Annotated in this window: 24 protein-coding genes; 13 read left to right on the plus strand and 11 right to left on the minus strand. The window is 62.2% G+C overall.

Features of this window, described 5'->3' with window-relative positions:
- Positions 1–12: 12 nt before the first annotated feature.
- Both HX866_RS20650 and HX866_RS20655 read right to left on the minus strand, forming a co-directional pair.
- A complete protein-coding gene (locus tag HX866_RS20650) occupies positions 13–1179 on the minus strand; it encodes an MFS transporter (RefSeq protein WP_177140332.1) in 1167 nt (388 codons plus the stop codon).
- Between the two features lie 232 nt (positions 1180–1411).
- On the minus strand, positions 1412–2905 hold the full coding sequence (locus tag HX866_RS20655) for an aldehyde dehydrogenase (protein ID WP_177094038.1): 1494 nt from the start codon (positions 2903–2905) through the stop codon (positions 1412–1414).
- Positions 2906–3142: 237 nt separating this feature from the next.
- Here HX866_RS20655 and HX866_RS20660 point away from each other — a divergent pair, with 237 nt between their 5' ends.
- Complete coding sequence (locus HX866_RS20660; protein ID WP_177094037.1) at positions 3143–3505, plus strand: cupin domain-containing protein; 363 nt, start codon at positions 3143–3145, stop codon at positions 3503–3505.
- Here HX866_RS20660 and HX866_RS20665 read toward each other — a convergent pair whose 3' ends face one another.
- The 3 genes from HX866_RS20665 to rpmB form a co-directional block, all read right to left on the minus strand.
- Complete coding sequence (locus HX866_RS20665) at positions 3506–4930, minus strand: hypothetical protein (RefSeq protein WP_371319274.1); 1425 nt, start codon at positions 4928–4930, stop codon at positions 3506–3508. It abuts the gene before it with no gap.
- A gap of 126 nt (positions 4931–5056) precedes the next feature.
- Positions 5057–5212 (minus strand): 50S ribosomal protein L33, encoded by a 156-nt coding sequence (rpmG, locus tag HX866_RS20670; RefSeq protein WP_003177274.1) that lies wholly within the window; start codon positions 5210–5212, stop codon positions 5057–5059.
- Between the two features lie 11 nt (positions 5213–5223).
- Entirely contained in the window at positions 5224–5457 is a 234-nt protein-coding gene (gene rpmB, locus HX866_RS20675) for a 50S ribosomal protein L28 (RefSeq protein WP_100942174.1), read from the minus strand.
- Positions 5458–5907: 450 nt separating this feature from the next.
- Here rpmB and HX866_RS20680 point away from each other — a divergent pair, with 450 nt between their 5' ends.
- Positions 5908–7497, plus strand: coding sequence for an ABC transporter substrate-binding protein (locus HX866_RS20680; protein WP_177140333.1), 1590 nt, complete (start codon positions 5908–5910; stop codon positions 7495–7497).
- 203 nt (positions 7498–7700) lie between these two features.
- On the opposite strand, the gene radC is transcribed toward HX866_RS20680, so the two are convergent.
- The gene (gene radC, locus HX866_RS20685; protein WP_177094034.1) at positions 7701–8375 is read right to left on the minus strand and encodes a RadC family protein; all 675 of its coding nucleotides are present in this window, start codon (positions 8373–8375) and stop codon (positions 7701–7703) included.
- Positions 8376–8509: 134 nt separating this feature from the next.
- Here radC and coaBC point away from each other — a divergent pair, with 134 nt between their 5' ends.
- The 4 genes from coaBC (at position 8510) to argB (ending at position 13814) form a co-directional block, all read left to right on the plus strand.
- Positions 8510–9718 (plus strand): bifunctional phosphopantothenoylcysteine decarboxylase/phosphopantothenate--cysteine ligase CoaBC, encoded by a 1209-nt coding sequence (coaBC, locus tag HX866_RS20690; RefSeq protein WP_177094033.1) that lies wholly within the window; start codon positions 8510–8512, stop codon positions 9716–9718.
- Positions 9719–9723: 5 nt separating this feature from the next.
- Positions 9724–10179: a dUTP diphosphatase gene (gene dut, locus HX866_RS20695; RefSeq protein WP_177094032.1), complete on the plus strand. Its 456-nt coding sequence runs from the start codon at positions 9724–9726 to the stop codon at positions 10177–10179.
- A 1267-nt stretch (positions 10180–11446) separates the two neighbouring features.
- Positions 11447–12844: a phosphomannomutase/phosphoglucomutase gene (locus HX866_RS34080; protein WP_218179224.1), complete on the plus strand. Its 1398-nt coding sequence runs from the start codon at positions 11447–11449 to the stop codon at positions 12842–12844.
- 64 nt (positions 12845–12908) lie between these two features.
- A complete protein-coding gene (gene argB, locus HX866_RS20705) occupies positions 12909–13814 on the plus strand; it encodes an acetylglutamate kinase (protein ID WP_177094030.1) in 906 nt (301 codons plus the stop codon).
- Between the two features lie 157 nt (positions 13815–13971).
- Here the strand turns inward: argB and HX866_RS20710 are convergent, their stop codons facing one another.
- Together HX866_RS20710 and pyrE are read right to left on the minus strand one after the other, a co-directional pair.
- Positions 13972–14529, minus strand: a complete 558-nt coding sequence (locus HX866_RS20710) for a DUF4124 domain-containing protein (protein WP_177140335.1) — start codon at positions 14527–14529, stop codon at positions 13972–13974.
- A 36-nt stretch (positions 14530–14565) separates the two neighbouring features.
- Positions 14566–15207, minus strand: coding sequence for an orotate phosphoribosyltransferase (pyrE, locus tag HX866_RS20715; RefSeq protein WP_121135523.1), 642 nt, complete (start codon positions 15205–15207; stop codon positions 14566–14568).
- A gap of 83 nt (positions 15208–15290) precedes the next feature.
- Here pyrE and HX866_RS20720 point away from each other — a divergent pair, with 83 nt between their 5' ends.
- Positions 15291–16070 (plus strand): exodeoxyribonuclease III, encoded by a 780-nt coding sequence (locus tag HX866_RS20720; protein WP_003176915.1) that lies wholly within the window; start codon positions 15291–15293, stop codon positions 16068–16070.
- A gap of 64 nt (positions 16071–16134) precedes the next feature.
- Here the strand turns inward: HX866_RS20720 and HX866_RS20725 are convergent, their stop codons facing one another.
- Both HX866_RS20725 and rph read right to left on the minus strand, forming a co-directional pair.
- Positions 16135–16503, minus strand: coding sequence for a DUF4870 domain-containing protein (locus HX866_RS20725; protein ID WP_177094028.1), 369 nt, complete (start codon positions 16501–16503; stop codon positions 16135–16137).
- Positions 16504–16537: 34 nt separating this feature from the next.
- Positions 16538–17260 (minus strand): ribonuclease PH, encoded by a 723-nt coding sequence (gene rph, locus HX866_RS20730; RefSeq protein ID WP_177125600.1) that lies wholly within the window; start codon positions 17258–17260, stop codon positions 16538–16540.
- Positions 17261–17476: 216 nt separating this feature from the next.
- On the opposite strand from rph, the gene HX866_RS20735 reads away from it, so the two are divergent.
- The 6 genes from HX866_RS20735 (at position 17477) to HX866_RS20760 (ending at position 22835) form a co-directional block, all read left to right on the plus strand.
- The gene (locus tag HX866_RS20735) at positions 17477–18340 is read left to right on the plus strand and encodes a YicC/YloC family endoribonuclease (protein WP_177094026.1); all 864 of its coding nucleotides are present in this window, start codon (positions 17477–17479) and stop codon (positions 18338–18340) included.
- A 12-nt stretch (positions 18341–18352) separates the two neighbouring features.
- Positions 18353–18991, plus strand: coding sequence for a guanylate kinase (gene gmk, locus HX866_RS20740; RefSeq protein ID WP_177101426.1), 639 nt, complete (start codon positions 18353–18355; stop codon positions 18989–18991).
- A 167-nt stretch (positions 18992–19158) separates the two neighbouring features.
- Positions 19159–19422 (plus strand): DNA-directed RNA polymerase subunit omega, encoded by a 264-nt coding sequence (gene rpoZ / locus HX866_RS20745; RefSeq protein ID WP_100942187.1) that lies wholly within the window; start codon positions 19159–19161, stop codon positions 19420–19422.
- 60 nt (positions 19423–19482) lie between these two features.
- Positions 19483–21588 carry a bifunctional GTP diphosphokinase/guanosine-3',5'-bis pyrophosphate 3'-pyrophosphohydrolase gene (gene spoT / locus HX866_RS20750; RefSeq protein WP_121135528.1) on the plus strand — a complete coding sequence of 702 codons (2106 nt, stop codon included), beginning with the start codon at positions 19483–19485 and terminating at the stop codon, positions 21586–21588.
- A 45-nt stretch (positions 21589–21633) separates the two neighbouring features.
- The gene (locus tag HX866_RS20755; protein ID WP_177094024.1) at positions 21634–22014 is read left to right on the plus strand and encodes a RidA family protein; all 381 of its coding nucleotides are present in this window, start codon (positions 21634–21636) and stop codon (positions 22012–22014) included.
- A gap of 86 nt (positions 22015–22100) precedes the next feature.
- Positions 22101–22835: a hypothetical protein gene (locus HX866_RS20760; protein WP_177094023.1), complete on the plus strand. Its 735-nt coding sequence runs from the start codon at positions 22101–22103 to the stop codon at positions 22833–22835.
- Between the two features lie 139 nt (positions 22836–22974).
- Here the strand turns inward: HX866_RS20760 and HX866_RS20765 are convergent, their stop codons facing one another.
- Positions 22975–23832, minus strand: coding sequence for an SDR family oxidoreductase (locus tag HX866_RS20765; protein ID WP_177094022.1), 858 nt, complete (start codon positions 23830–23832; stop codon positions 22975–22977).
- Positions 23833–23908: the final 76 nt, after the last annotated feature.

Consider the following 23908-nt stretch of genomic DNA (forward strand, 5'->3'; position numbering starts at 1 on the left):
GCCGCCGAAACGTCAGCCTGCCGGCTGATCGCGAGCAAGCTCGCTCCTACAGGTACCGAAGGCGTCCTGACGCAATACCAATACCAGCAACCCCATTGCCCCGGCCGCCATGAACAACGGCAAGGCTTGCCCGCTGATCCACTGGCTGCCCGCGCCGGCCACCAACGGCCCGATCAGGCAGCCGACGCCCCACAACTGCGCCACATGGGCGTTGGCCCGCACCAGCGCGTCGTCGCGATAACGCTCGCCGATCAGAATCAGCGACAAGGTGAACAGCCCGCCCGCGCTGGCACCGAACAGCACCCACAAAGGCCAGATCAGCAAGGTGTCGATCAACAGGGGCACCGCCAGGCTCGACAGCATCAGGGCCAGGGCACAACCGCTGAACAACGCGCGCCGGGACACGCGGTCGGCCAAGGCGCCAATGGGCAACTGCAGCAGGGCATCGCCCACCACCACCGTGCTGACCATCGCCAAGGCGATATCCGCCGTGAAACCCTGGCGCAGGCAATACACCGGCAGCAAGGTCAGAATCATCGCCTCGAAGGCAGCAAACAGCGAAATGGCCCAGGCAATGGCCGGCAAACCCCGACAGAAACCCAGCAAGTCCATCAGCGTGACGCGGCTGGACTCCGAGGTCGGCGCACCGCTACGCCCCAGCAACAGGAACGGTGCGGCCACCAGCAAACCCACGCCGACCCAGAAACCGTAGTCGCCCTCGGTGCCCACGGCGGCCAGCAGCAGCGGACCAGACAGTTGGCTCAGTGCATAAGTGCTGCCATACAGGGCCACCAGACGCCCGCGCCACTGCTCGACCACCAGTTGATTGATCCAGCTTTCGCCGAGGATAAAGACAATGGTCAGGATCACCCCGATCATCAGGCGCAGCACCAGCCACACCGGATAGCTGGGCAGCAGCGCCAGCAAACCGATGGACAAGGCCCCGGCCCACAGGCAGAGGGCCATAAGCCTGGCGGTGCCGAAGCGCGAGGCCAGGTGACTGGAGACACTGGCCCCGAGCAGAACCCCGATGGCCGGCATCGCCGCCATCACACCAATGGCGAAGGCGCCATAACCCCAGCTTTCCAGCCGCAGGGACACCAACGGCATGCTCACGCCCAGTGCCAAGCCGACACTGAGTACCGAAGCCAGCACGGCGAAATAAGTCGCCCAACGCATGTTCCACGCTCCTGTGGATAATTTTTCTTCAAGACAACACAGCCGGACTTCCTGGCGGAGAGTCCGGCTGTGTTATGGGGGCTGCCCAGTCATGTACCAGGCAAAACACGATCATTGTGGGAGCCGGCTTGCCGGCGATGGCGGTCGGAAGATCGATGCCTGGCCCAAGGGCCTCATCGCCGGCAAGCCAGCTCCTACAGGTTTCGCGGCGCCCTCGGGATCGAAGACGGCTTTACAGCTTGATCCAGGTCGCCTTCAGCTCGGTGTACTTGTCGAACGCATGCAGCGACTTGTCGCGGCCGTTGCCCGATTGCTTGAAACCACCGAACGGCGCGGTCATGTCGCCGCCATCGTACTGGTTCACCCACACGCTGCCGGCCCGCAGGGCTTTGGCGGTCAGGTGCGCCTTGGAGATGTTCGCGGTCCAGACCGCCGCCGCCAGGCCATACGGCGTGTCGTTGGCAATGCTGATCGCCTCTTCCACGCTATCGAAGGCAATCACCGACAGCACTGGGCCGAAGATTTCTTCCTGGGCGATCTTCATCGCGTTGCTCACACCATCAAAAATGGTCGGCTCGACGTAGGTCCCACCGGTTTCCTGCAGGGTCCGCTTGCCACCGGCCACCAGCTTGGCGCCATCGGCATGGCCCGACTCGATGTACGACAGCACGGTGTTCATCTGCTGGGTATCCACCAGGGCACCGACATTGGTCGCCGGGTCCAGCGGGTTGCCCGGCTTCCAGGTCTTCAGCGCTTCAATCACCAACGGCAGGAAGCGATCCTTGATCGAACGTTCCACCAGCAGGCGCGAACCGGCGGTGCAGACTTCACCCTGGTTGAAGGCAATGGCGCTGGCAGCGGATTCGGCGGCGGCCTGGAGGTCCGGGGCATCGGCAAAGACGATGTTCGGGCTCTTGCCACCGGCTTCGAGCCAGACGCGCTTCATGTTGGACTCGCCGGAGTAGATCAACAGTTGCTTGGCGATCTTGGTCGAACCGGTGAACACCAGGGTATCGACGTCCATGTGCAGGGCCAGGGCCTTGCCGACGGTGTGACCATAACCCGGCAGCACGTTCAGCACGCCCGCCGGAATACCGGCTTCAACCGCCAGGGCGGCGATGCGGATCGCGGTCAGCGGAGATTTTTCCGAAGGTTTGAGAATCACCGAGTTACCCGTGGACAACGCCGGCCCGAGCTTCCAGCAAGCCATCATCAACGGGAAGTTCCACGGCACGATGGCCGCCACCACGCCCACCGGCTCGCGGGTCACCAGACCCAGCTGATCGTGGGGAGTGGCGGCCACTTCGTCATAGATCTTGTCGATGGCCTCGCCGCTCCAGCTCAGGGCCTGGGCCGCGCCGGGAACGTCGATGTGCAGGGAGTCACTGATCGGCTTGCCCATGTCGAGGGTTTCCAGCAGGGCCAGCTCCTCGGCGTTGACCTTCAGCAACGCGGCGAAACGAATCATCGCAGACTTGCGCTTGGCCGGGGCCAGGCGCGACCAGACACCGGAATTGAACGTCGCGCGGGCACTCTCCACAGCGCGCTGGGCATCTGCCACATCACAGCTGGCAACGCTGGTCAGCAGGCGGCCATCAACCGGGCTGATGCACTCGAACGTCTCATTCGAGACCGCGGCGGTGTATTCGCCATTGATGTAGGCACGGCCTTCAATCTTCAGCTCGCGGGCACGTTGTTCCCAGTCAGCACGAGTCAGGGTGATCATTCGAGTGTCCTCCTCTTGTTGAAATACTGGAGCCGTGCGCTCTTGCGCCAGCACCGTTCAGAATCCTGTCCAATGGACGCCGATTAGGGCCCATGGCACCCACCACCCTAAACCAGCGGCACCTGATGTTTCAATATATTTGACATAAGCTCGCCAAACAGCGTTGCCATGTTCATTTTAATAAACATAGACTCGGTGCTTACGACCCAAGGCCCATCACCGCAGAGGAAGAGCAGTATGAGTATCCAGGACATCGTCGATTTCAGCGAAGCCACCACCACGCCGGAACGCTTTCGCCCGGCAGCGGAGAAAGTCTTCAAGGGCGACCCCGAGCAGACGATCTACAACCACTATGGCAGCCCCTGCGGACAGATGAATGCCGGCGTCTGGGAAGGCGCAGTGGGCCAGTGGACGGTGAACTACACCGAGCATGAATACTGCGAAATCGTCCAGGGCGTCTCGGTGCTGCGCGACAACGACGGCAATGCCAAGACCTTGCGCTCCGGTGATCGCTTCGTGATTCCAGCGGGTTTCAAGGGCACCTGGGAGGTGCTGGAACACTGCCGCAAGATCTATGTGGTCTTCGAACAGAAAGCCTGATCAAACCTGGACGCACCAGGACCGCGGGTCCTGGGTGGACTTACGCGGATAGGGAATGTCCAGCTGAAGGTCATCGCGCTCGAAACGCAGACGGCCCTCGGCCGTTTCCTCGAACTCGGCCTCGCTCAGGGCCAGGATCCAGTAGAAGTCCTTCCGCCCACAGTCCTCCTTGACCTGGGAAGCCACCGTCGCCGCCCGCAGATCGATTCGGCCGTCGCTCAAGGCGAACCTGGCCTCGACTCCGGTTTCAATTTTTTCGGGCAGCGCGGCGATCCGGTAGGTATTCCCGAGCCCGAAACTTCCCTGCATGGCTCCCTGCGGCACCAGCAGGCGCTTGCCCGTCGGATCGTTGAAACGCAGCAGGAATGCCTCGAAAGCTTGCGCGGCCTGGCGATTTTCCTTGGCGATCGCGTCTTCGAGGCGTTGACCCAGAGATTCGTCAGGCGGGTTTTCGAGGGCCGAAACCGAACCCAGGAGTATCGACACGGGCATTTCTCCCCGAGCAACACGAGGCAGCCAATTCACCCCCTGGCGATCGAGCAGATGTCCAGCCAGGGCACCCAGCGCATAACTTTCATGATCGGCGGCCAAGTACTCGGTCTGCCCCGACAGGCTCAGCTTCTTGAGCATGAGCGCGTGCCATTCAACGGTGCCCGGCTCCAGCCCGAGCGCCAGCAGTTGAGCAATCAGCTCCACATAATAGGCACTGCCTTCGGAGCGGTCGGTATTGCGAATGCCCGTCGACTCATGGGCATGTTCGCCCAACCAGTGGCGATACCAGTAGCTGGCCCGCGCCAGCCCATCGGGCTCGCCCCGGACCGCCGCCAGCAAGTGGCGAATCATCTGGTTGCGATACAGCCGCGGCTCGGCAATCGCGGGATAGCGAATGCTGCGCTCGGCCCCCGGATGATGCGCCCAGGCCTCTTCGGCGTAAAAGTGGAAGGCCTCGTGAGTCGCCAAGCCAAACAGCTCGGGGACCGCCTGGGGATCCTCCAGCCGCTGCATTTCATCCCCAGGCAACGTTTCGCCCATCCCCACAAAGACTGCCGGGCGACCTTGCCAGCGGAGCTTGTCGAACGACTTGTATGCGTAGGACGGCCCCAGTGCCCGGATCGCCGCCATGTCGATCTCATGCCCGCCGTGAGCATTCATCAACCAGGCCCGCTGTCCATTGCTGGTCAACAACTGGACATCCGCGAAGACCCGGGTGACCTCGCTGAACTCAGCCAGCGCGGGCCAGGCGGCCTGGGTCGCCTCGGTCATCCTGCGCACATAGGCATCCGTAGCGGCGCCGGCCTTCGACGGCGACGATGGCGCCGCCAAAACCGCGATACTGCCCGCCGCCAATACCACCAGCAGCAGGAAGCCAAACATCCTTGCAATCATCATGAGCGCTCTCCACATCCGCATCCGTTCGGTGTTCACCCCAGTCTAGGAAAGGTGCAACGGGAAAAATGTAGGAATCAGACACGCAACAGGCGGGAGTCGGCCGAAAAAAGGGCGAAAAAAAACCCCGAACAAGTCGGGGTTTTTCTTGAAAAACAAAATCAATTACTTGATTTTGCCTTCCTTGTAGATCACGTGCTTACGAACAACCGGATCATATTTCTTGATCTCGATTTTGTCCGGAGTAGTGCGCTTGTTCTTGTCAGTCGTGTAGAAATGACCAGTACCGGCGCTCGAGATCAAACGAATCAATTCACGCATGATTTAGCTCCTTATACCTTGCCATCGCGACGGATTTCGGCCAGCACGACATCAATGCCGCGCTTGTCGATGATACGCATGCCCTTGGCGGATACGCGCAGACGCACAAAACGCTTCTCGGACTCGACCCAGAAGCGGTGATGCTGCAGGTTCGGCAGGAAACGACGACGGGTTTTGTTGTTTGCGTGGGAAATGTTATTCCCAGTCACCGGACCCTTACCGGTAACTTGACAGACTCTAGACATGCCTCAGCCCTCTAAAACCACATGCCCAACCCGGCATGGGTTGGCCGCTTAATCTCTCAGTCATTTGGCGCCAGGCGCCGCGTTTCTTTAAGGGTCTTACCGGCTACACCTACAAGCGAAGGAACCGGGCCCCTAGAAAAGAGCGCTGCTTTATACCAGAAAGACCAAGGTGCAACAACACAATGTGTGATTAAAACCCAGGCAGCGCATCAGAAATAGCCGGCCAGCACGCCAGCAGCATGGGCTGGCGCCCTGAAAGGCCGCTCGTCGCACAATGCCGATCATCGGTCCAAAAGGCCCGCCAAACCGTGCGGTGAAAATATCGGGGGAAGCAGGCAAACTGCAAAACCCGGTAAAAACGGGATAGTCAATTACCGTCCATACCTCTAGGGTAGGACTTTTCCAGACTGCACTCGCAGATGGGACAACGACCTGCAAAGGATACTGAATATGCGTCTCGCTGCCCTACCGCTATTGCTCGTCCCCTTCCTCGGGTTGCCGGCCTTCGCCGCCAGCACACTGAGCGTCTGCACCGAAGCCAGCCCCGATGGGTTCGACGTGGTGCAGTATAACTCGCTGACCACCACCAATGCCTCAGCCGACGTGCTGATGAACCGCCTGGTGGACTTCGACGCCGCCAGCGGCAAGTTGGTGCCCAGCCTCGCTGACAGCTGGACCGTGTCCGACGACGGCCTGGTCTACGAGTTCAAGCTGCATCCGGGGGTGAAATTCCATCACACCGACTACTTCAAGCCGACCCGCGACCTGACCGCCAGCGACGTGCGTTTCAGCTTCGAACGGATGCTCGACCCGGCCAACCCGTGGCATCAGGTCGCCCAGAGCGGCTTTCCCCACGCCCAGTCGCTGCAACTGCCGAGCCTGATCAAACGGATCGAGGCCACTGATCCACTGACCGTGCGGTTCACCCTCGACCACCCCGAGTCGACCTTCCTCGCCGCCTTGAGCATGGGCTTCGCCTCGATCTATTCGGCGGAATACGCCGACAAGCTGATGGCCGCGGGCACCCCGGAAAAGCTCAACAGCCAACCCATCGGCACCGGGCCGTTCGTGTTCGGTCGGTTCCAGAAAGACGCCTCGATCCGCTATAGCGCCAACCCGGACTATTTCGCGGGCAAGCCGGCGGTCGACAACCTGATCTTCGCCATTACCCCGGATGCCAACGTGCGCCTGCAGAAGCTGCGGCGCAATGAATGCCAGATCGCACTGTCGCCCAAACCCCTGGATGTCGTGGCCGCCAGCAAGGAGCCGACGCTCAAGGTGGAAAAAACCGCGGCCTTCATGACCGCCTTTATCGCCATCAACAGCCAGCATCCACCGCTGGACAAGCCGGAAGTGCGCCAGGCCATCAACCTCGCCGTCGACAAGAACAGCTACCTCAAGGCGGTGTTCGAAGAAACCGCCGAGGCCGCCAACGGCCCGTACCCACCCAATACCTGGAGTTATGCCAAGGACCTGCCCGGCTACGCCCATGACCCGGAAAAAGCCAAGGCCCTACTGGCCAAGGTCGGACTCAAGGACGGTTTCCAGACCACCATCTGGACGCGCCCGTCGGGCAGCCTGCTCAACCCCAACCCCAGCCTCGGCGCCCAGCTGCTACAAGCCGACCTCGCCGAAGTCGGCATCCAGGCGCAGATCCGCGTGATCGAATGGGGCGAACTGATCCGCCGGGCCAAGGCCGGTGAGCATGACCTGCTGTTCATGGGCTGGGCCGGCGACAACGGCGACCCGGACAACTTCCTGACCCCGCAATTCTCCTGTGCCGCGGTGAAGTCGGGCACCAACTTCGCCCGCTACTGCGATGCGGGACTGGACAAGCTGATCAGCGCTGGCAAGACCACCAGCGAACAAGGGGTACGCAGCAAGCTGTACGAACAGGCCCAGGCGCAGATCCAGCAACAGGCCTTGTGGGTACCGCTGGCGCATCCGACGGCCTTTGCCTTGCTGCGCAAGAACGTCAAGGGTTATGAAGTGAGTCCGTTTGGGCGGCAGGACTTCTCCAAGGTCAGCCTAAAGCCCTGATCGGCACCGCATCACGACAGCGGGCACGGTTCCTGTAGGAGCCGAGCTTGCTCGCGATCGGGCGCGCAGCGGCCGCAATCCGGCGGACGAGGTGTGCCAGATACACCGCAAGCACAGGTTTTACGACTGCTGCGCAGCCGATCGCGAGCAAGCTCGGCTCCTACAAGGGATCGCAGCGTTTGCCCGATCCCAATCCGATCCCCCTACATCCAACCACGCTCCATCATCGACAAGGGCTCGCCCTCGCCGACGATAAAGTGATCGAGCACCCGCACATCGACGAATTCCAGCGCCGTTTTCAGCCGTTTGGTCAGCACATGATCGGCCTGACTGGGCTCGGCAACCCCCGAAGGGTGGTTGTGACACAAGATCAACGCCGCCGCGTTATGCGCCAGCGCCCGCTTGACCACCTGCCGCGGGTAGACGCTGGCGTTGTCGATGGAGCCGTGAAACAACGGCTCGAACGCCAACACCCGATGCTTGCTGTCGAGAAACAGACAGGCGAACACCTCATGGGGCTCATGGCGCAGCATTGCCTTGAGGTAATCGCGCACCGCCCGCGGGCTTTCCAGCACCGAGTCGCGCCGCAGGCGCTCGGCCAGATGCCGACGGGCCATCTCCAGCACCGCCTGCAATTGCGCGAACTTCGCCGGTCCCAGGCCCAACTGACAAGCAAACGCCTTCTGGTCGGACTCCAGCAGATTGCGCAGGCTGCCGAACCGACTCAACAGATCCCGGGCCAGGTCCACCGCGCTTTTGCCGGAAACCCCGGTGCGCAAGAAGATCGCCAACAACTCGGCGTCCGACAGACTCGCCGCGCCCTGCTCCAGCAATTTCTCCCGTGGCCGCTCCGTCGCCGGCCAATCACGAATACTCATTGCACCTCCCTGTCCTTGTGGCGCCGCTGTTCCCTGGCGGTCGCTGTGTTATCTTAGCCCATCATTTTTACCCTTGATCTGGCCTGGGGAGGCGTCGTCAGGGGGTCGCCATCACCGGACTAAAAGGCAGGTCTATGCAGCGGCTGTATCGGAAACGCATCGTTCTCGGCGTCGGCGGCGGCATTGCTGCCTACAAGAGCGCCGAGCTGGTTCGCCGACTTCTCGACCAGGGCGCCGAAGTGCGCGTGGTCATGACCCGCGGCGGCAGCGAGTTCATCACCCCACTGACCATGCAGGCACTGTCCGGGCACCCGGTGCACCTGGACCTGCTCGACCCGGCCGCCGAAGCCGCCATGGGCCATATCGAGCTGGCGAAATGGGCCGACCTGGTGCTGATCGCCCCGGCCACCGCCGACCTGATCGCGCGCCTGGCCCAGGGCATCGCCAACGACCTGCTGACGACCCTGGTGCTCGCCACCGACGCCACCGTGGCCATCGCCCCGGCCATGAACCAGGCCATGTGGCGCGACCCGGCCACCCAGGCCAACACCCAATTGCTGCAAAGCCGCGGCATTCAGGTCTTCGGCCCGGCCTCCGGCAGCCAGGCCTGCGGCGACGTCGGCCTGGGGCGCATGCTCGAAGCCACGGACCTGGCGCACTGCGCCGCCGATTGCTTCCAGCACCTGGCCCTGACCGGCAAACACGTGCTGATCACCGCCGGCCCGACCCAGGAAAACATCGACCCGGTGCGCTACATCACCAACCACAGCTCCGGGAAAATGGGCTTTGCCCTGGCCGAAGCCGCGGTCGAAGCCGGTGCCCGGGTGACCCTGATCACCGGCCCCGTGCATCTGCCGACCCCGGACCGGGTGACCCGCATCGACGTGGTCAGCGCCCGCGATATGCTCGCCGCCTGCGAAGCGGCCATGCCCTGCGACCTGTTTATCGCCTCGGCCGCAGTCGCGGACTACCGCCCGGAAGTCGTTGCCCCGCAAAAACTCAAGAAAGACCCTACGAACGGCGACGGCCTGCTGCTGCAGATGGTGCGTAACCCGGACATCCTGGCCACTATTGCCAGCCGTGCCGACCGTCCGTTCAGCGTCGGTTTCGCCGCCGAGACCGAACACCTGCTCGACTACGCTGCACGCAAGCTCAAGGACAAGAACCTCGACCTGATCGTCGCCAATGACGTGGCCAACCCCAGCATTGGCTTCAACAGCGAGGAAAACGCCTGCAGCGTGATCGACCGCAAGCTCCATGCGACGCTCTTTGCCCAGACCAGCAAGGGCAAGATTGCCCGCCAGCTGGTGTCCTTTATCGCCGAACGACTGAACCAGGTTTAATTTTCATGCACGCTTTGCAAGCCAAGATCCTCGACCCACGCATCGGCGGTGAATTCCCGCTGCCACAGTACGCCACGCCGGGCTCCGCCGGCCTCGACCTGCGCGCCATGCTCCAGCAGGACACCGTACTGGAACCGGGCCAGACCTTGCTGATCCCCACCGGCCTGTCCGTGTACATCGGCGACCCGGGCCTCGCCGCCCTGATCCTGCCGCGCTCCGGCCTCGGTCATAAACACGGCATCGTACTGGGCAACCTGGTGGGCCTGATCGACTCCGACTACCAGGGCGAACTGATGGTGTCCTGCTGGAACCGTGGCCAGAGCGCCTTCAACATCGTCGTCGGCGAGCGTATTGCCCAACTGGTGCTGGTGCCGGTGGTCCAGGCGCACTTCGAACTGGTCGAAACCTTCGACGAAAGCCAACGCGGTGCCGGCGGTTTCGGGCACTCGGGCAGCCATTGACCTAAGCTGATCCAGAACCGGTCCGAACGGTGCGCGTTGAATTTCAGGATGATCCTCTCGGAGGCAGTATTTGAAAGGCTTCAAGCGCAGTGCAAAGACCGTCGGCGGTCATGAAAGCAACGGCCACGCGCCTCCAGGCGACGCCAGCAAACCTTTGTTGCCAGGACTGCAGATTGCCTTGGGCGGTTTGCTCCTGGCCGCTGCGCTGCTCTGGTTTGGCGTGGTCGCGCCGTGGAACCAGACGTTGCGCAGCAGCCTGGCGCAGTATCCCGGCGCCGTGGCCGCTACGGGCCTGAGCCAGGCGACCCGTGACCTGATCGCCCAGACCGAGGCCAAAGCCCTTGATCCTTCGCTGCTCAAGGCCCTGCAAAGCCAGAACGCCGACCAGGTCAAAGCCGCGGAGGCCGGCCTGCGCTTCGCCAGCGACCTGGTGGACGCGCAACTCTACCTGCCCGGCCAGGCCCAACCGAGCAATGACCGCGCCGCGCCGCTGAATTTTTCCGCACTGGACCTGATCACCCGCGCCGAAAGAGGCACCCACCCGGCACCGGAAGCCTACAAGATCGGCCAACGCTGGCTGGTCTATAGCGTGGCTGCGCTCAAGGCCTCCGCCGACAGCCAAAGCGGCGGCACCCTGCTGCTGGTATTCGATCTGCAACGACTGCTTCAGTCCTTCAGTGCCTGGCACCCCGAGACGGGCGAATTGCGCCTGACGCAAAGTGTCCTCGGCAGCCCGGAACAGGTACTGGACCAGCGCGGAACGGCAACAGCGGACGAAAGTTATCCCTTCAGCACCGGCAACCCCAACTGGACACTGAAATTCAGTCCCGGCCCCTTGCTCAAGCTGCCCTATCCCTTGAGCGCCTATGGGGTCACGTTGCTGGCCGCCCTGCTCGCCCTGGGCGGCGCGCTGCTGGGGATCTACCTGACCCACAAACGCCTGCAAAACCGCCTAGACGGCGATGCCCGACAGCTGGAGCAACTGTTTCACGAACTCTCGGGCGGGAAAGCCGTCAAAGCCTTCAGCTTGAGCCTGCCGGCCCTCAATGGACTGGCTCAGGATCTGGCGCGCTTTTCCTTGCGCAACGGTCATCCCGAGCCTGCCGGCAGTGATCCAGGCGTTGCGCCTCGCAACGCCCCAGCGCCGATCCAGCCCGAAGCGCCAAGTGTCGCCTGGGCCGATCCGCTGTTCCAAGATACCGACATTCTCGATATCGATATTCTCGACGAACACCAGGATTTCCTGGGAACGGAGCCCCCCCAAATCATGAACAGCACCGCACCTGCCATCCCGAGTTTCCCTGACAGCATCTTCCGCGCCTACGACATCCGCGGCACGGTCCCGGAGTTCCTGAACGGCGAAACCGCCTACTGGATCGGCCGCGCCATCGGCGCCCAGAGCCTGGCCCAGGGCGAACCCAACGTTTCGGTTGGCCGTGACGGTCGCCTGTCCGGGCCGGAGCTGGTCCAGCAGTTGATCCAGGGCCTGCACGACAGCGGCTGCCATGTCAGCGATGTCGGCCTGGTGCCGACCCCGGCGCTTTACTACGCCGCCAACGTGCTGGCCGGCAAGTCCGGGGTGATGCTCACCGGTAGCCACAACCCGTCGAACTACAACGGCTTCAAGATCGTCATCGCCGGCGACACCCTGGCCAACGAACAGATCCAGGCCCTGCACACCCGCCTCAAGACCAACGACCTGAGCAGCGGCAAGGGCAGCATCGAGAAAGTCGACATCCTCACCCCTTACTTCGAGCAGATCCGCAACGACATCGTGCTGGCGAAGAAGCTCAAGGTCGTGATCGACTGCGGCAACGGCGCCGCCGGGGTCATCGCCCCGCGACTGATCGAAGCCCTGGGCTGCGAAGTGATCTCGTTGTTCGAAGAGGTCGACGGCAACTTCCCCAACCACCATCCGGATCCGGGCAAACCCGAGAACCTGGTGGACCTGATCGCCAAGGTCAAGGAAAGCGGGGCCGACCTGGGCCTGGCCTTCGACGGCGACGGCGATCGCGTGGGCGTGGTGACCAACACCGGCAATATCGTCTTCCCGGACCGCCTGCTGATGCTGTTCGCCAAGGACGTGGTCGCACGTAATCCAGGTGCGGATATCATTTTCGACGTCAAGTGCACCCGTCGCCTGACGCCCTTGATCCGCGAATACGGTGGTCGTCCGGTGATGTGGAAAACCGGCCACTCACTGATCAAGAAAAAGATGAAGGAAAGCGGCGCCCTGCTCGCCGGCGAAATGAGCGGGCATATCTTCTTCAAGGAACGCTGGTTCGGTTTCGACGACGGCATCTACAGTGCCGCGCGCCTGCTGGAGATCCTCAGCCAGGAGAAATCCAGCGCCGAAGACCTGTTCGCGACCTTCCCGAACGATATTTCCACGCCGGAAATCAATATCAATGTGACCGACGAGGGCAAATTCAGCATCATTGATGCACTGCAACGCGACGCCGACTGGGGCGATGCCAACCTGACCACCATCGACGGTGTGCGGGTCGACTATCCCCAGGGCTGGGGCCTGGTCCGCGCGTCCAACACCACGCCGGTGCTGGTCCTGCGCTTCGAAGCCGACAGCGAAGCCGAATTGCAGCGCATCAAGGACGTGTTCCACGCCCAATTAAAACGTGTTGCGCCTGATCTGCCACTACCGTTCTGACCTTTGGACGGTGTAAAAGCGTAGTCTTTGCACCGTCCGACCACTTGTTCCACCGGAGCCCTGAATGACCCTCGAACGCGATGCCGCTGCCAATACCGCCAAGGTTCTTTCCGAAGCGTTGCCTTACATCCGCCGATACGTCGGCAAGACGCTGGTGATCAAGTACGGCGGCAACGCCATGGAAAGCGAAGAGCTGAAAACCGGTTTTGCCCGCGACATCGTGTTGATGAAAGCGGTGGGGATCAACCCGGTGGTGGTCCACGGTGGTGGCCCGCAGATCGGTGACCTGCTCAAGCGCCTGTCCATCGAGAGCCACTTTATCGATGGCATGCGCGTGACCGACGCCCAGACCATGGACGTGGTGGAGATGGTCCTCGGCGGCCAGGTGAACAAGAGCATCGTCAACCTGATCAACCGTCATGGCGGCAGTGCCATCGGCCTGACCGGCAAGGACGCTGAGCTGATCCGCGCGAAAAAGCTCACCGTGACCCGCCAGACCCCGGAAATGACCCAGCCGGAAATCATCGATATCGGCCAGGTCGGCGAAGTGGTCGGGATCAACACCGATCTGCTGAACCTGCTGGTCAAGGGTGATTTCATCCCGGTGATCGCGCCGATCGGTGTCGGTGCCAATGGCGAGTCCTACAACATCAACGCCGACCTGGTGGCGGGCAAGATCGCCGAGGCCCTGAAGGCCGAGAAGCTGATGCTGCTGACCAACATTGCCGGCCTGATGGACAAGGAAGGCAAGGTGCTGACCGGCCTGAGCACTACCCAGGTCGACGACCTGATCGCAGACGGCACCATCTACGGCGGCATGCTGCCGAAGATTCGTTGTGCACTGGAAGCGGTACAGGGCGGGGTCGGCAGCTCGCTGATCATCGACGGTCGCGTGCCGAATGCGGTGCTGCTGGAGATCTTCACCGATACCGGCATGGGCACCCTGATCAGCAATCGCAAGCGTCACTGATCAAACACCACCCTGAAAACGAACACACCCCCTGTAGGAGCGAGCTTGCTCGCGATGGTAGCCCAGGCACCGCAGGGCATCTGATGCCCCGCGTTATCGTTGACGCCCATCGCGAGCAAGCTCGCTCCTACAAGGGGAACGTACTCGGCCCTATGCCTCAGCGCGTCAGCTGTTCCACCCGCGCCCGATCCACCGCGAAATCCTGCTGCGCCTGGACTCGTGCCGCTTGATAGCGGGCAATGTCCGCCCTCATCCGCCCCTGCTCATCCCGCAACCCTGACAATTGCCCCAGCAATTGCGGCGATACTTCGTGCCCCGCGCGCTCCTGCTCGGCCGCCTGGCCTTGCAAGCTGGCCTGCTGCGCCAGCAAGGCTTGCAGATTGGTCTGGATGCTCGCAATCATCCCATCCAGCTCGGCGAGCTTGCGGGACAGGGCCTTGTCGACCTCACCCACGCTGGAATAACGCTGCAACAACTGCGCATTGGCATCCGCCTGGGCTTTCTGCGTCTGCAAACGCGCCAGCTCCTCGGCCGTCGGCGCCGGTGCAATCGTCTGCACCACCCGACCGCGCGAGTTCAGTACCTGATAACCCTTGCCCGCATACTCCGGGGGTACCTGGCGATCGAGCACGGTGACACCCTTGCTGTCGACATAGCGATACAGCAGCACGCCGGACGCGTCCTCGGCCTGAGCGGCAAAGGACGCGCAAAGCATCAGGGGCAACCACCGATACCCGCGGCGCAAGGAGCGTCAGATCCCGTATTGCGCGCGATAAGCCTCAACCGCAGGCAGATGCTGCTTGAGTTGCTCATCGTCGGCCAGGAACTGCAGAACCTGGGTCAGGGACACGATGCTGACCACCGGGATCGCGAAGTCACGTTCGACTTCCTGGATCGCCGACAGCTCGCCATTGCCGCGTTCCTGGCGGTTGAGGGCGATCAGCACGCCGGCAGGCTTGGCGCCCTGGGCCTGGATGATCTGCATCACTTCGCGGATCGCGGTGCCTGCGGTGATCACGTCGTCGATGATCAACACATCGCCGGCCAGTGGTGCGCCGACCAGGCTGCCGCCTTCGCCGTGGGCCTTGGCTTCCTTGCGGTTGAAACACCAGGGCAGATCGCGCCCGTGATGTTCGGCCAGGGCCACGGCGGTGGCCGCCGCCAAGGGAATACCCTTGTAGGCCGGGCCGAACAGCACGTCGAACGGAATGCCGCTCTCGACGATCGCCGAGGCATAGAAACGCCCCAGCTGGGCCAGGGCGGAACCTGAGTTGAACAAGCCGGCATTGAAGAAGTAAGGGCTGGTCCGCCCGGACTTCAGAGTGAACTCACCGAAGCGCAAAACCCCGCGATCGATGGCAAAACGAATGAAATCGCGTTGATACGCTTGCATGAAAAAAGCCCCAAATACCACGGATTTAGCTAATTAGGTAGACCTTGGGGTATCATACACGCACGTGATTTTTGGGGCCATTTATGCGGATCATCAGTGTGAACGTCAATGGTATTCAGGCCGCAGTCGAGCGTGGTTTGCTCAGTTGGCTGCAAGCTCAGAATGCCGACGTCATCTGCCTGCAGGACACCCGCGCCTCCGCCTTTGAACTGGACGACCCAGCCTTCCAACTGGATGGCTACTTCCTTTATGCCTGCGATGCCGAAGTCCCCGCCCAGGGTGGCGTGGCTCTGTATTCGCGGCTGCAACCGAAGGCTGTCATCAGCGGTCTCGGTTTCGAGACGGCAGACCGCTACGGGCGCTACCTGCAAGCCGATTTTGACAAGGTCAGCATCGCGACCTTGCTGCTTCCCTCGGGGCAGAACGGCGATGAAGACTTGAACCAGAAGTTCAAGCTTATGGACGACTTCGCCCGCTATCTGGATAAACAGCGGCGCAAACGTCGCGAATACATCTACTGTGGCTCGCTGTACGTCGCGCAACAGAAGCTGGATATCAAGAACTGGCGCGACAGCCAGCAATCCCCGGGCTTCCTGGCGCCGGAACGGGCCTGGATGGACGAGATTGTCGGCAATATGGGTTATGTCGATGCCCTGCGCGAAGTCAGTCGCGAAGGCGACCAGTACAGCTGGTGGCCGGATAACGAACAGGCCGAGATGCTCAACCTCGGCTGGCGTTTCGACTATCAGCTGCTGACGCCGGGCCTGCGCCGCTTTGTCCGCAGCGCACGCCTGCCGCGCCAGCCGCGTTTCTCGCAGCACGCGCCGCTGATCGTCGACTACGACTGGACGCTGACCATCTAAGCGTCTTTTCGCAGCGACAAAAAAGCCGACCTAGCGTCGGCTTTTTTGCGTGTCGGCATCAGGGCTACTTGATCGGCCGCCAGGTGAAGGGATAGCGGTAAGCCACGCCCTCATTGGCCTTGATCCCGGCAATGATGGTCAGCACCACTGCCGCGATCACCAGCAAGCCGAACAGAGGAATGCCAATCAGAAGGAACATCAGCGGGATACAGACCATCGCCGCCACCGCCACGGTGATCTGGAAATTCAGCGCTTCCTTGCCCTGGGCGTCGATGAACGGGTCCTGCTCACGTTTCATCTGCCACAGGATCAGCGGCCCGATCAGGCTGCCGAACGGAAACCAGTAGCCGAGAAACGCCGACAAATGACAGAACATCGCCCATTGCCGGACTTCCTGGCTCGGGGCGGGTGTGGGTAGCAGGTCGTCATTCATCGCGCGCTCCTTATGCGGAAAACAATTCGAACCCTCAGTCGGCCAATGCGGCGTTCTGCAATTCGAAGATTTCGCTCATGCCTTTTTGTGCCAGTGCCAGCATCGCGTTCAGGTCTTCAGGCTGGAACGGCGCGCCTTCGGCAGTGCCCTGGACTTCGATGAAACCACCGGTGCTGGTCATGACCACGTTCAGGTCGGTCTCGGCCGCCGAATCTTCCAGATAGTCGAGGTCGAGGACCGGCTCGCCCTGGTACATGCCCACCGACACCGCGGCGATCATCTGCTTGAGCGGGCTACCGCCTTTCAGGCCGCCACGTTTCTTGATCACGGCCAGGGCATCGACCAGCGCCACCATGGAACCGGTGATGGACGCGGTACGGGTGCCGCCGTCGGCCTGGATCACATCGCAGTCGACATAGAGCGTCACGTCGCCGAGCTTGGACATATCCAGTGCGGCGCGCAGCGAACGACCGATCAGGCGCTGGATCTCCAGGGTGCGGCCGCCTTGCTTGCCGCGGCTCGCTTCACGCTGGTTACGCTCGCCGGTGGCGCGCGGCAGCATGCCGTACTCGGCGGTCAGCCAACCCTGGCCCTGACCCTTGAGGAAACGCGGTACGCCGTTCTCGACGCTGACCGTGCAGATCACTTTGGTATCACCAAACTCGACCAGTACAGATCCCTCGGCGTGTTTGGTGTAGTTGCGGGTGATGCGGATCGAGCGGAGCTGATCGGCAGCGCGACCACTTGGACGTTTCATCTGGGAATACCTGTACGGGGACGGAAATCTACCGAGCATTATAGAGGCCACGGACTGTGCTGGGCACCTCTAAATACCTCGCCCCGTCCTGACGGGGGTTTGGGGACAACGCCCGCACTGCGCTACAATCCTGCGCCTTTGCTGCCTGTCGGCTTTAATTCATTCATCGGTCCTGCCCATCCAAGCGGCAGCGAACCGGAATCGCGAGGTACTTCCATGGTCCATAGCATGACCGCCTTCGCCCGCGTCGAAAGCGCCGTCAGCCAGGGCACCCTGAGCTGGGAACTGCGCTCGGTCAACAGCCGCTACCTGGAACCCCACCTGCGCCTGCCGGAGTCGTTCCGCGACCTCGAAGGCGCGGTTCGTGAAGCCCTGCGCCAGGGTTTGTCTCGGGGCAAGCTGGAATGCACCCTGCGTTTCACCGAGGAAACCACCGGCAAGGCCTTGCAGATCGACCGCGAGCGCACCACCCAGCTGATCGCCGCCGCCGAAATCGTCGCCGGCCTGATCAAGCAACCCGCCGCGCTGAACCCCCTGGAAGTCCTCGCCTGGCCCGGCGTGCTGGTGGCCGACGCCAGTGACCCGCAAGCCCTGAACAACGAGGCCCTGGCCCTGTTCAACCAAGCCCTCAAGGAACTCAAGAACGGCCGTCAGCGTGAAGGCGCGGAGCTGGCCCGCCTGATCGTCGAGCGCCTGGACGCCATCGAAGGCGATGTCGCGACCTTGCGCGAGCAGGTCCCACAGATGCTCGCCACCCAGCGCCAGAAAGTTCTCGACCGCTTCGCCGACATGAAGGCCGAGCTGGACCCGACCCGCCTGGAGCAGGAAATGGTCCTGCTGGCACAGAAAAGCGACGTGGCCGAAGAACTCGACCGCCTCGCCACCCATATCATCGAAGTCCGTCGGGTCCTCAAGTCCGGCGGTGCTGCCGGGCGACGCCTGGACTTCCTGATGCAGGAACTCAACCGCGAAGCCAACACCCTTGGCTCCAAGGCCTTCGACCCGCGCAGCACCCAGGCGGCGGTCAACCTCAAAGTGTTGATCGAGCAAATGCGCGAACAAGTACAGAACATCGAGTAAGGCTAACCCGACATGACCCACAGCACTGGCACCCTCTACATCATTTCCGCACCGTCGGGCGCAGGCAAGACCAGCCTGGTCAAGGCCCTGATCGATGCCCAGGCGCGGATCCCCGCCGAGCCGCAGATCCGCGTCTCGGTCTCGCACACCACCCGCGCCATGCGCCCGGGCGAAGCCAACGGCGTGAACTATCACTTCGTCGACCGCGCCGAGTTCGTGCGCCTGATCGAGCACGGTGATTTCCTCGAGCAGGCCGAAGTCTTCGGCAACCTCTACGGCACCTCCCAAAGCCACCTGCAGCAGACCCTGGACGAAGGCCACGACCTGATCCTGGAAATCGACTGGCAGGGTGCCGAACAGGTCCGCCGGCAAATGCCCGAGGCCCGCTCCATCTTTATCCTGCCGCCGAGCCAGCAGGCCCTGCGCCAGCGCCTGACCAACCGTGGCCAGGACAGCGATGAGATCATCGAAGGGCGGATGCGCGAAGCGGTCAGCGAAATGAGCCACTACGTCGAATATGATTTCCTGATCATCAACGACGATTTTGCCCACGCACTGGACGATCTGAAGGCGATTTTCCGCGCCAATCGCCTGCAACAGTTGCCCCAGCAACAGCGATTCACCCAGCTATTGAGTGAATTGTTGGCATAAGCAACACTTCCCAAAAGCGCTGCGAGGGCTTTACATTGGCACTTGTAGCGCGTTGGCGAACTGCCAGGAAAAATCAGCGCTTCCCTAAACGCTGGTGATTTTTTAAACTGTTCAGTCCGCTCGCCCATCCGGGTAGCGTGATTACCGCATTTGCTACGAGGAACACCATGGCCCGCGTAACCGTTGAAGACTGCCTAGAACATGTGGCTAACCGTTTTGAGCTGGTCATGCTCTCCACCAAGCGTGCTCGTCAACTGGCGACCGGCGGCAAAGAGCCGAAGCTGGCGTGGGAAAATGACAAACCAACCGTAATGGCGCTGCGGGAAATCGCCGAAGGCTACGTGACGTACGAGTTCATCGCTGAACAGGATATCGTCCATGAAGACCCGGTCTTCGCCGCCTTCGAGGACGAGTCCAACGAGGCCGTCTAAGTCTATGCCTGGTCGACGTAGCACGGCGCAGGGTACAAAGCTTCGGTCGGGGGAAACCTCATGCCGAGCATAGACGCCCTCGCCGATCGCTTATCGACCTACCTCGGCGCCGACCAGGTCAACCTGGTCCGCCGGGCGTACTTCTACGCCGAACAAGCCCATGACGGTCAACGCCGTCGCAGCGGCGAAGCCTACGTCACGCATCCGCTGGCGGTGGCCAATATTCTTGCCGACATGCACATGGACCATCAGAGCCTGATGGCGGCCATGCTCCATGACGTGATCGAAGACACCGGTATCGCCAAGGAAGCGCTGCAAGCGCAGTTTGGTGAAACCGTGGCCGAACTGGTCGACGGGGTCAGCAAACTGACCCAGATGAATTTCGAGACCAAGGCCGAAGCCCAGGCGGAAAACTTCCAGAAGATGGCCATGGCCATGGCCCGCGACATTCGCGTGATCCTGGTCAAGCTGGCCGACCGCCTGCACAACATGCGCACCCTTGAAGTACTGTCCGGCGAAAAACGCCGGCGCATCGCCAAGGAAACCCTCGAGATCTATGCACCCATCGCCAACCGCCTGGGCATGCATGCGATCCGCATCGAATTCGAAGACCTCGGCTTCAAGGCCATGCACCCGATGCGTTCCGCGCGGATCTACCAGGCGGTCAAGCGCGCCCGGGGCAACCGCAAGGAAATCGTCAACAAGATCGAAGAGTCCCTGAGCCACTGCCTGGCGGTCGACGAAATTCAGGGCGAGGTCAGCGGACGCCAGAAGCACCTCTACGGCATCTACACCAAGATGCGCGGCAAGCGTCGGGCCTTCAACGAGATCATGGACGTCTACGCGTTCCGGATCATCGTCGACAAGGTCGACACCTGCTATCGAGTGCTCGGCGCTGTGCATAATTTGTACAAGCCGCTGCCCGGGCGCTTCAAGGACTACATCGCGATTCCCAAGGCCAACGGCTACCAGTCGCTGCATACCACGCTGTTCGGCATGCACGGCGTGCCGATCGAGATCCAGATCCGCACCCGCGAAATGGAAGAGATGGCCAACAACGGCATCGCCGCCCACTGGCTGTACAAGTCCAGCGGCGACGAGCAGCCCAAGGGCACCCACGCCCGGGCCCGCCAGTGGGTCAAGGGCGTGCTGGAAATGCAGCAACGGGCCGGCAACTCCCTGGAATTCATCGAAAGCGTGAAGATCGACCTGTTCCCGGACGAGGTCTATGTGTTCACGCCCAAGGGCCGGATCATGGAGCTGCCGAAAGGCTCCACGGCGGTGGACTTTGCCTACGCGGTGCACACCGACGTCGGCAACAGCTGCATTGCCTGCCGGATCAATCGCCGTCTCGCACCGCTGTCCGAGCCGCTGCAAAGTGGCTCCACGGTCGAGATCGTCAGCGCCCCGGGCGCGCGCCCGAACCCGGCCTGGCTGAATTTTGTCGTCACCGGCAAGGCCCGCACCCATATCCGCCACGCCCTGAAACTGCAACGCCGCTCCGAATCCATCAGCCTCGGCGAACGCCTGCTGAACAAGGTACTCAACGGTTTCGACAGCGCCCTGGACAAGATCCCCGGCGAGCGCGTCCAGGCGATGCTTCACGAATACCGCCTGGAACTGATCGAAGATCTGCTGGAAGACATCGGCCTGGGCAACCGCATGGCCTATGTGGTCGCCCGTCGCCTGCTCGGCGAAGGCGAACAACTGCCCAGCCCCGAAGGCCCGCTGGCGATCCGCGGTACCGAAGGCCTGGTGCTCAGCTACGCCAAGTGCTGCACGCCGATCCCGGGCGACCCGATTGTCGGCCACCTGTCCGCAGGCAAAGGCATGGTCGTGCACCTGGACAACTGCCGCAATATCAGCGAAATCCGCCACAACCCGGAAAAATGCATCCAGCTCTCCTGGGCCAAGGATGTCACCGGCGAATTCAACGTCGAGCTGCGCGTCGAGCTGGAACACCAACGCGGCCTGATCGCCCTGCTGGCCAGCAGCGTCAATGCCGCCGACGGCAATATCGAGAAAATCAGCATGGACGAGCGCGATGGTCGCATCAGCGTGGTCCAACTGGTGGTCAGCGTGCACGACCGCGTGCACCTGGCCCGCGTGATCAAGAAACTGCGCGCCCTGACCGGCGTGATCCGCATTACCCGCATGCGCGCATAGCTCAATAGCCCGTCTACGTAGCCGCCCATTACAAGGAACCTGTTCATGAGCAAGACCGTTATCAGCAGCGACAAGGCCCCGGCCGCCATCGGCACCTACTCCCAGGCGATCAAGGCCGGCAACACCGTCTACATGTCCGGCCAGATTCCCCTGGACCCGAAAACCATGGAGCTGGTGGAAGGCTTCGAAGCCCAGACCGTACAGGTCTTCGAAAACCTGAAGGCCGTGGCTGAAGCGGCAGGCGGTTCGTTCAAGGACATCGTCAAGCTGAACATCTTCCTCACCGACCTGAGCCACTTCGCCAAGGTCAACGAGATCATGGGCAAGTATTTTGAGCAGCCTTACCCGGCCCGCGCCGCCATCGGCGTCGCTGCTCTGCCACGCGGTTCGCAAGTCGAGATGGACGCGATCCTGGTCCTCGAGTAACCGCCAGCCCCGCCGCCCTCGAACAACCCCGCACTGCCTGATGCAGCTTTCCTGCTGCATCAGCTTCGTCTGCAAAGGATTCCACCATGCGCAAAGCGCTTGCCTTATCGGTGTTTGCCCTCCTGCTCGGCGGCTGCGCCAGCGACCCTGCCAAATACGACGTCAGCGGTACCTGGATCAACCAGGCCGCGATTGATGCCGCCGTTAAAAAGGGCAGCCTGCGCGAAGCCCTGGAAACCTACGGACCGAACCTGGAATGGAGTGTCGATACCCGTAACGGCCAAGCCCGCTACAGCAACGGTTTCGAGCGCCCCGAAGGCCATGTGCGCCTGGACGGCAAGCAGTGGCATGTCGACTTCTATGGCAGCGCCGGTACCTCGCTGACCCGCGACGGCAAGGAACTGATCCAGGGCGCCAGTGACTCGGAGCCTGAACAGCCTTTCGTGCGCGCCGAAACCGAACTGCCGGCCAATGCGCCGGTGGGTGCCAGCTTCGAACAGGCCTTGTACACGGCCTACATGGGTGGCGACTGGAAAATCAGCAACGGCCCGGGTGAAGGCGGCCAGGTGAAATTCCTCCCGGACGGACGCCTGGAAGGCTTGCCCGGCGCCGACCGCTACGCACTCTGCCTGGCGGGCGATTGCGCCTCCATGAGCGGCGAGAACGACAGCATCTGGTTGCAGCAAGGCGGCAAGGGTGCCGCCTGGATCTTCGTGCGCAAGGGCAAGCAACTGGAAATCTTCCAGGCGTTGAACACCGCCCAGCCTGACGACCAGCCGCAGCTCAGCCCTGGCCCGCGTCAGTGGTTGCTGGAGAAATAATCCTGCGCGGCACACCACTGAAAACACCGCACACCCTGTGGGAGCCGGCTTGCCGGCGATGAGGCCATAGAGCCTTGCATCGGCCTTACAGCCGCCATCGCCGGCAAGCCGGCTCCTACACGGACGGGTTTCGCTTCAACTAGCAACGCCCTTCAAGAATCGCCGCATAACCTTCGCGGAAACTCGGATAACGCGGTGCCCAGCCCAGGGCCCGCGCCCGGGCATTGCTGCAGCGCTTGCTGCCAGTACGGCGAACACTGGCGTCCTCGGCCCACTCGGTCACCCCCAGATATTCGCGTAACCAGCCCACCACCTCGGCCAGCGGCGCCGGCGCATCATCGACACCGATATAGCAATCTTCCAAGGCCTTCCCGGCGCGATCAGCCTCCAGCAGAAACGCCAGCAGCCCCGCCGCGTCATCGGCATGAATCCGATTGCCATATAACGGAGGCTCCACCGCCACCCGATAACCGCGCCGAACCTGGGTCAACAACCACTCGCGACCCGGACCATAGATACCGGTCAGGCGCACCCGGGTCGCCGGAATGCCGCTGTCCAGCGCCACTTGCTCGGCCTCCAGCATCAAGCGCCCGGAATAACCCTCGGCTTCGGTCGGCGCGGTCTCGTCGACCCACTCGCCCGTCTGCTGCACGTACACACTGCTGCTGGACACAAACAATAGACGCCGCGGCCGCTGGCCCGACTGCCCAAGCCAGCTCAACACATGCCGCAAGCCGTCGACATAGGCGGCGCGATAACCGGCTTCGTCGTGCTCGGTCGCGGCGGCGCAATACACCAGGTAATCCAGCGGGCCACTCGGCCAGGTGACAGGCCGTTGCTCGGCGAACAGATCACCCGCCACCCCCACGACGCCCTCCGGCAAACGCTCGATCGAACGGCGCAGGCCATGGACCTGCCAGCCCTGGGCGAGCAACTGCGTCGCCAGGCGACTACCAACATCGCCGCAACCGGCAATCAGAACAGAAGGAGCAGACATCACGGATCTCCAGGAAAAAAGCCACAAACAAGCGCTGAAAATTGACCAGCGGTTGGCAATGGAAGAAAAAAAGAGA

Origin of the sequence: Pseudomonas gingeri, assembly GCF_013386165.1 — a bacterium.
GTDB classification, from domain to species: Bacteria; Pseudomonadota; Gammaproteobacteria; order Pseudomonadales; family Pseudomonadaceae; genus Aquipseudomonas; species Aquipseudomonas gingeri_C.

Excerpts from the sequence above, each read along its gene's own strand:
- HX866_RS20650 (WP_177140332.1), bottom strand. The coding sequence starts at position 1,179 with ATGCGTTGGGCGACTTATTTCGCCGTGCTGGCTTCGGTACTCAGTGTC.
- HX866_RS20655 (WP_177094038.1), bottom strand. The coding sequence starts at position 2,905 with ATGATCACCCTGACTCGTGCTGACTGGGAACAACGTGCCCGCGAGCTG.
- HX866_RS20660 (WP_177094037.1), top strand. The coding sequence starts at position 3,143 with ATGAGTATCCAGGACATCGTCGATTTCAGCGAAGCCACCACCACGCCG.
- rpmG (WP_003177274.1), bottom strand. The coding sequence starts at position 5,212 with ATGCGTGAATTGATTCGTTTGATCTCGAGCGCCGGTACTGGTCATTTC.
- rpmB (WP_100942174.1), bottom strand. The coding sequence starts at position 5,457 with ATGTCTAGAGTCTGTCAAGTTACCGGTAAGGGTCCGGTGACTGGGAAT.
- HX866_RS20680 (WP_177140333.1), top strand. The coding sequence starts at position 5,908 with ATGCGTCTCGCTGCCCTACCGCTATTGCTCGTCCCCTTCCTCGGGTTG.
- radC (WP_177094034.1), bottom strand. The coding sequence starts at position 8,375 with ATGAGTATTCGTGATTGGCCGGCGACGGAGCGGCCACGGGAGAAATTG.
- coaBC (WP_177094033.1), top strand. The coding sequence starts at position 8,510 with ATGCAGCGGCTGTATCGGAAACGCATCGTTCTCGGCGTCGGCGGCGGC.
- dut (WP_177094032.1), top strand. The coding sequence starts at position 9,724 with ATGCACGCTTTGCAAGCCAAGATCCTCGACCCACGCATCGGCGGTGAA.
- HX866_RS34080 (WP_218179224.1), top strand. The coding sequence starts at position 11,447 with ATGAACAGCACCGCACCTGCCATCCCGAGTTTCCCTGACAGCATCTTC.
- argB (WP_177094030.1), top strand. The coding sequence starts at position 12,909 with ATGACCCTCGAACGCGATGCCGCTGCCAATACCGCCAAGGTTCTTTCC.
- HX866_RS20710 (WP_177140335.1), bottom strand. The coding sequence starts at position 14,529 with ATGCTTTGCGCGTCCTTTGCCGCTCAGGCCGAGGACGCGTCCGGCGTG.
- pyrE (WP_121135523.1), bottom strand. The coding sequence starts at position 15,207 with ATGCAAGCGTATCAACGCGATTTCATTCGTTTTGCCATCGATCGCGGG.
- HX866_RS20720 (WP_003176915.1), top strand. The coding sequence starts at position 15,291 with ATGCGGATCATCAGTGTGAACGTCAATGGTATTCAGGCCGCAGTCGAG.
- HX866_RS20725 (WP_177094028.1), bottom strand. The coding sequence starts at position 16,503 with ATGAATGACGACCTGCTACCCACACCCGCCCCGAGCCAGGAAGTCCGG.
- rph (WP_177125600.1), bottom strand. The coding sequence starts at position 17,260 with ATGAAACGTCCAAGTGGTCGCGCTGCCGATCAGCTCCGCTCGATCCGC.
- HX866_RS20735 (WP_177094026.1), top strand. The coding sequence starts at position 17,477 with ATGGTCCATAGCATGACCGCCTTCGCCCGCGTCGAAAGCGCCGTCAGC.
- gmk (WP_177101426.1), top strand. The coding sequence starts at position 18,353 with ATGACCCACAGCACTGGCACCCTCTACATCATTTCCGCACCGTCGGGC.
- rpoZ (WP_100942187.1), top strand. The coding sequence starts at position 19,159 with ATGGCCCGCGTAACCGTTGAAGACTGCCTAGAACATGTGGCTAACCGT.
- spoT (WP_121135528.1), top strand. The coding sequence starts at position 19,483 with ATGCCGAGCATAGACGCCCTCGCCGATCGCTTATCGACCTACCTCGGC.
- HX866_RS20755 (WP_177094024.1), top strand. The coding sequence starts at position 21,634 with ATGAGCAAGACCGTTATCAGCAGCGACAAGGCCCCGGCCGCCATCGGC.
- HX866_RS20760 (WP_177094023.1), top strand. The coding sequence starts at position 22,101 with ATGCGCAAAGCGCTTGCCTTATCGGTGTTTGCCCTCCTGCTCGGCGGC.
- HX866_RS20765 (WP_177094022.1), bottom strand. The coding sequence starts at position 23,832 with ATGTCTGCTCCTTCTGTTCTGATTGCCGGTTGCGGCGATGTTGGTAGT.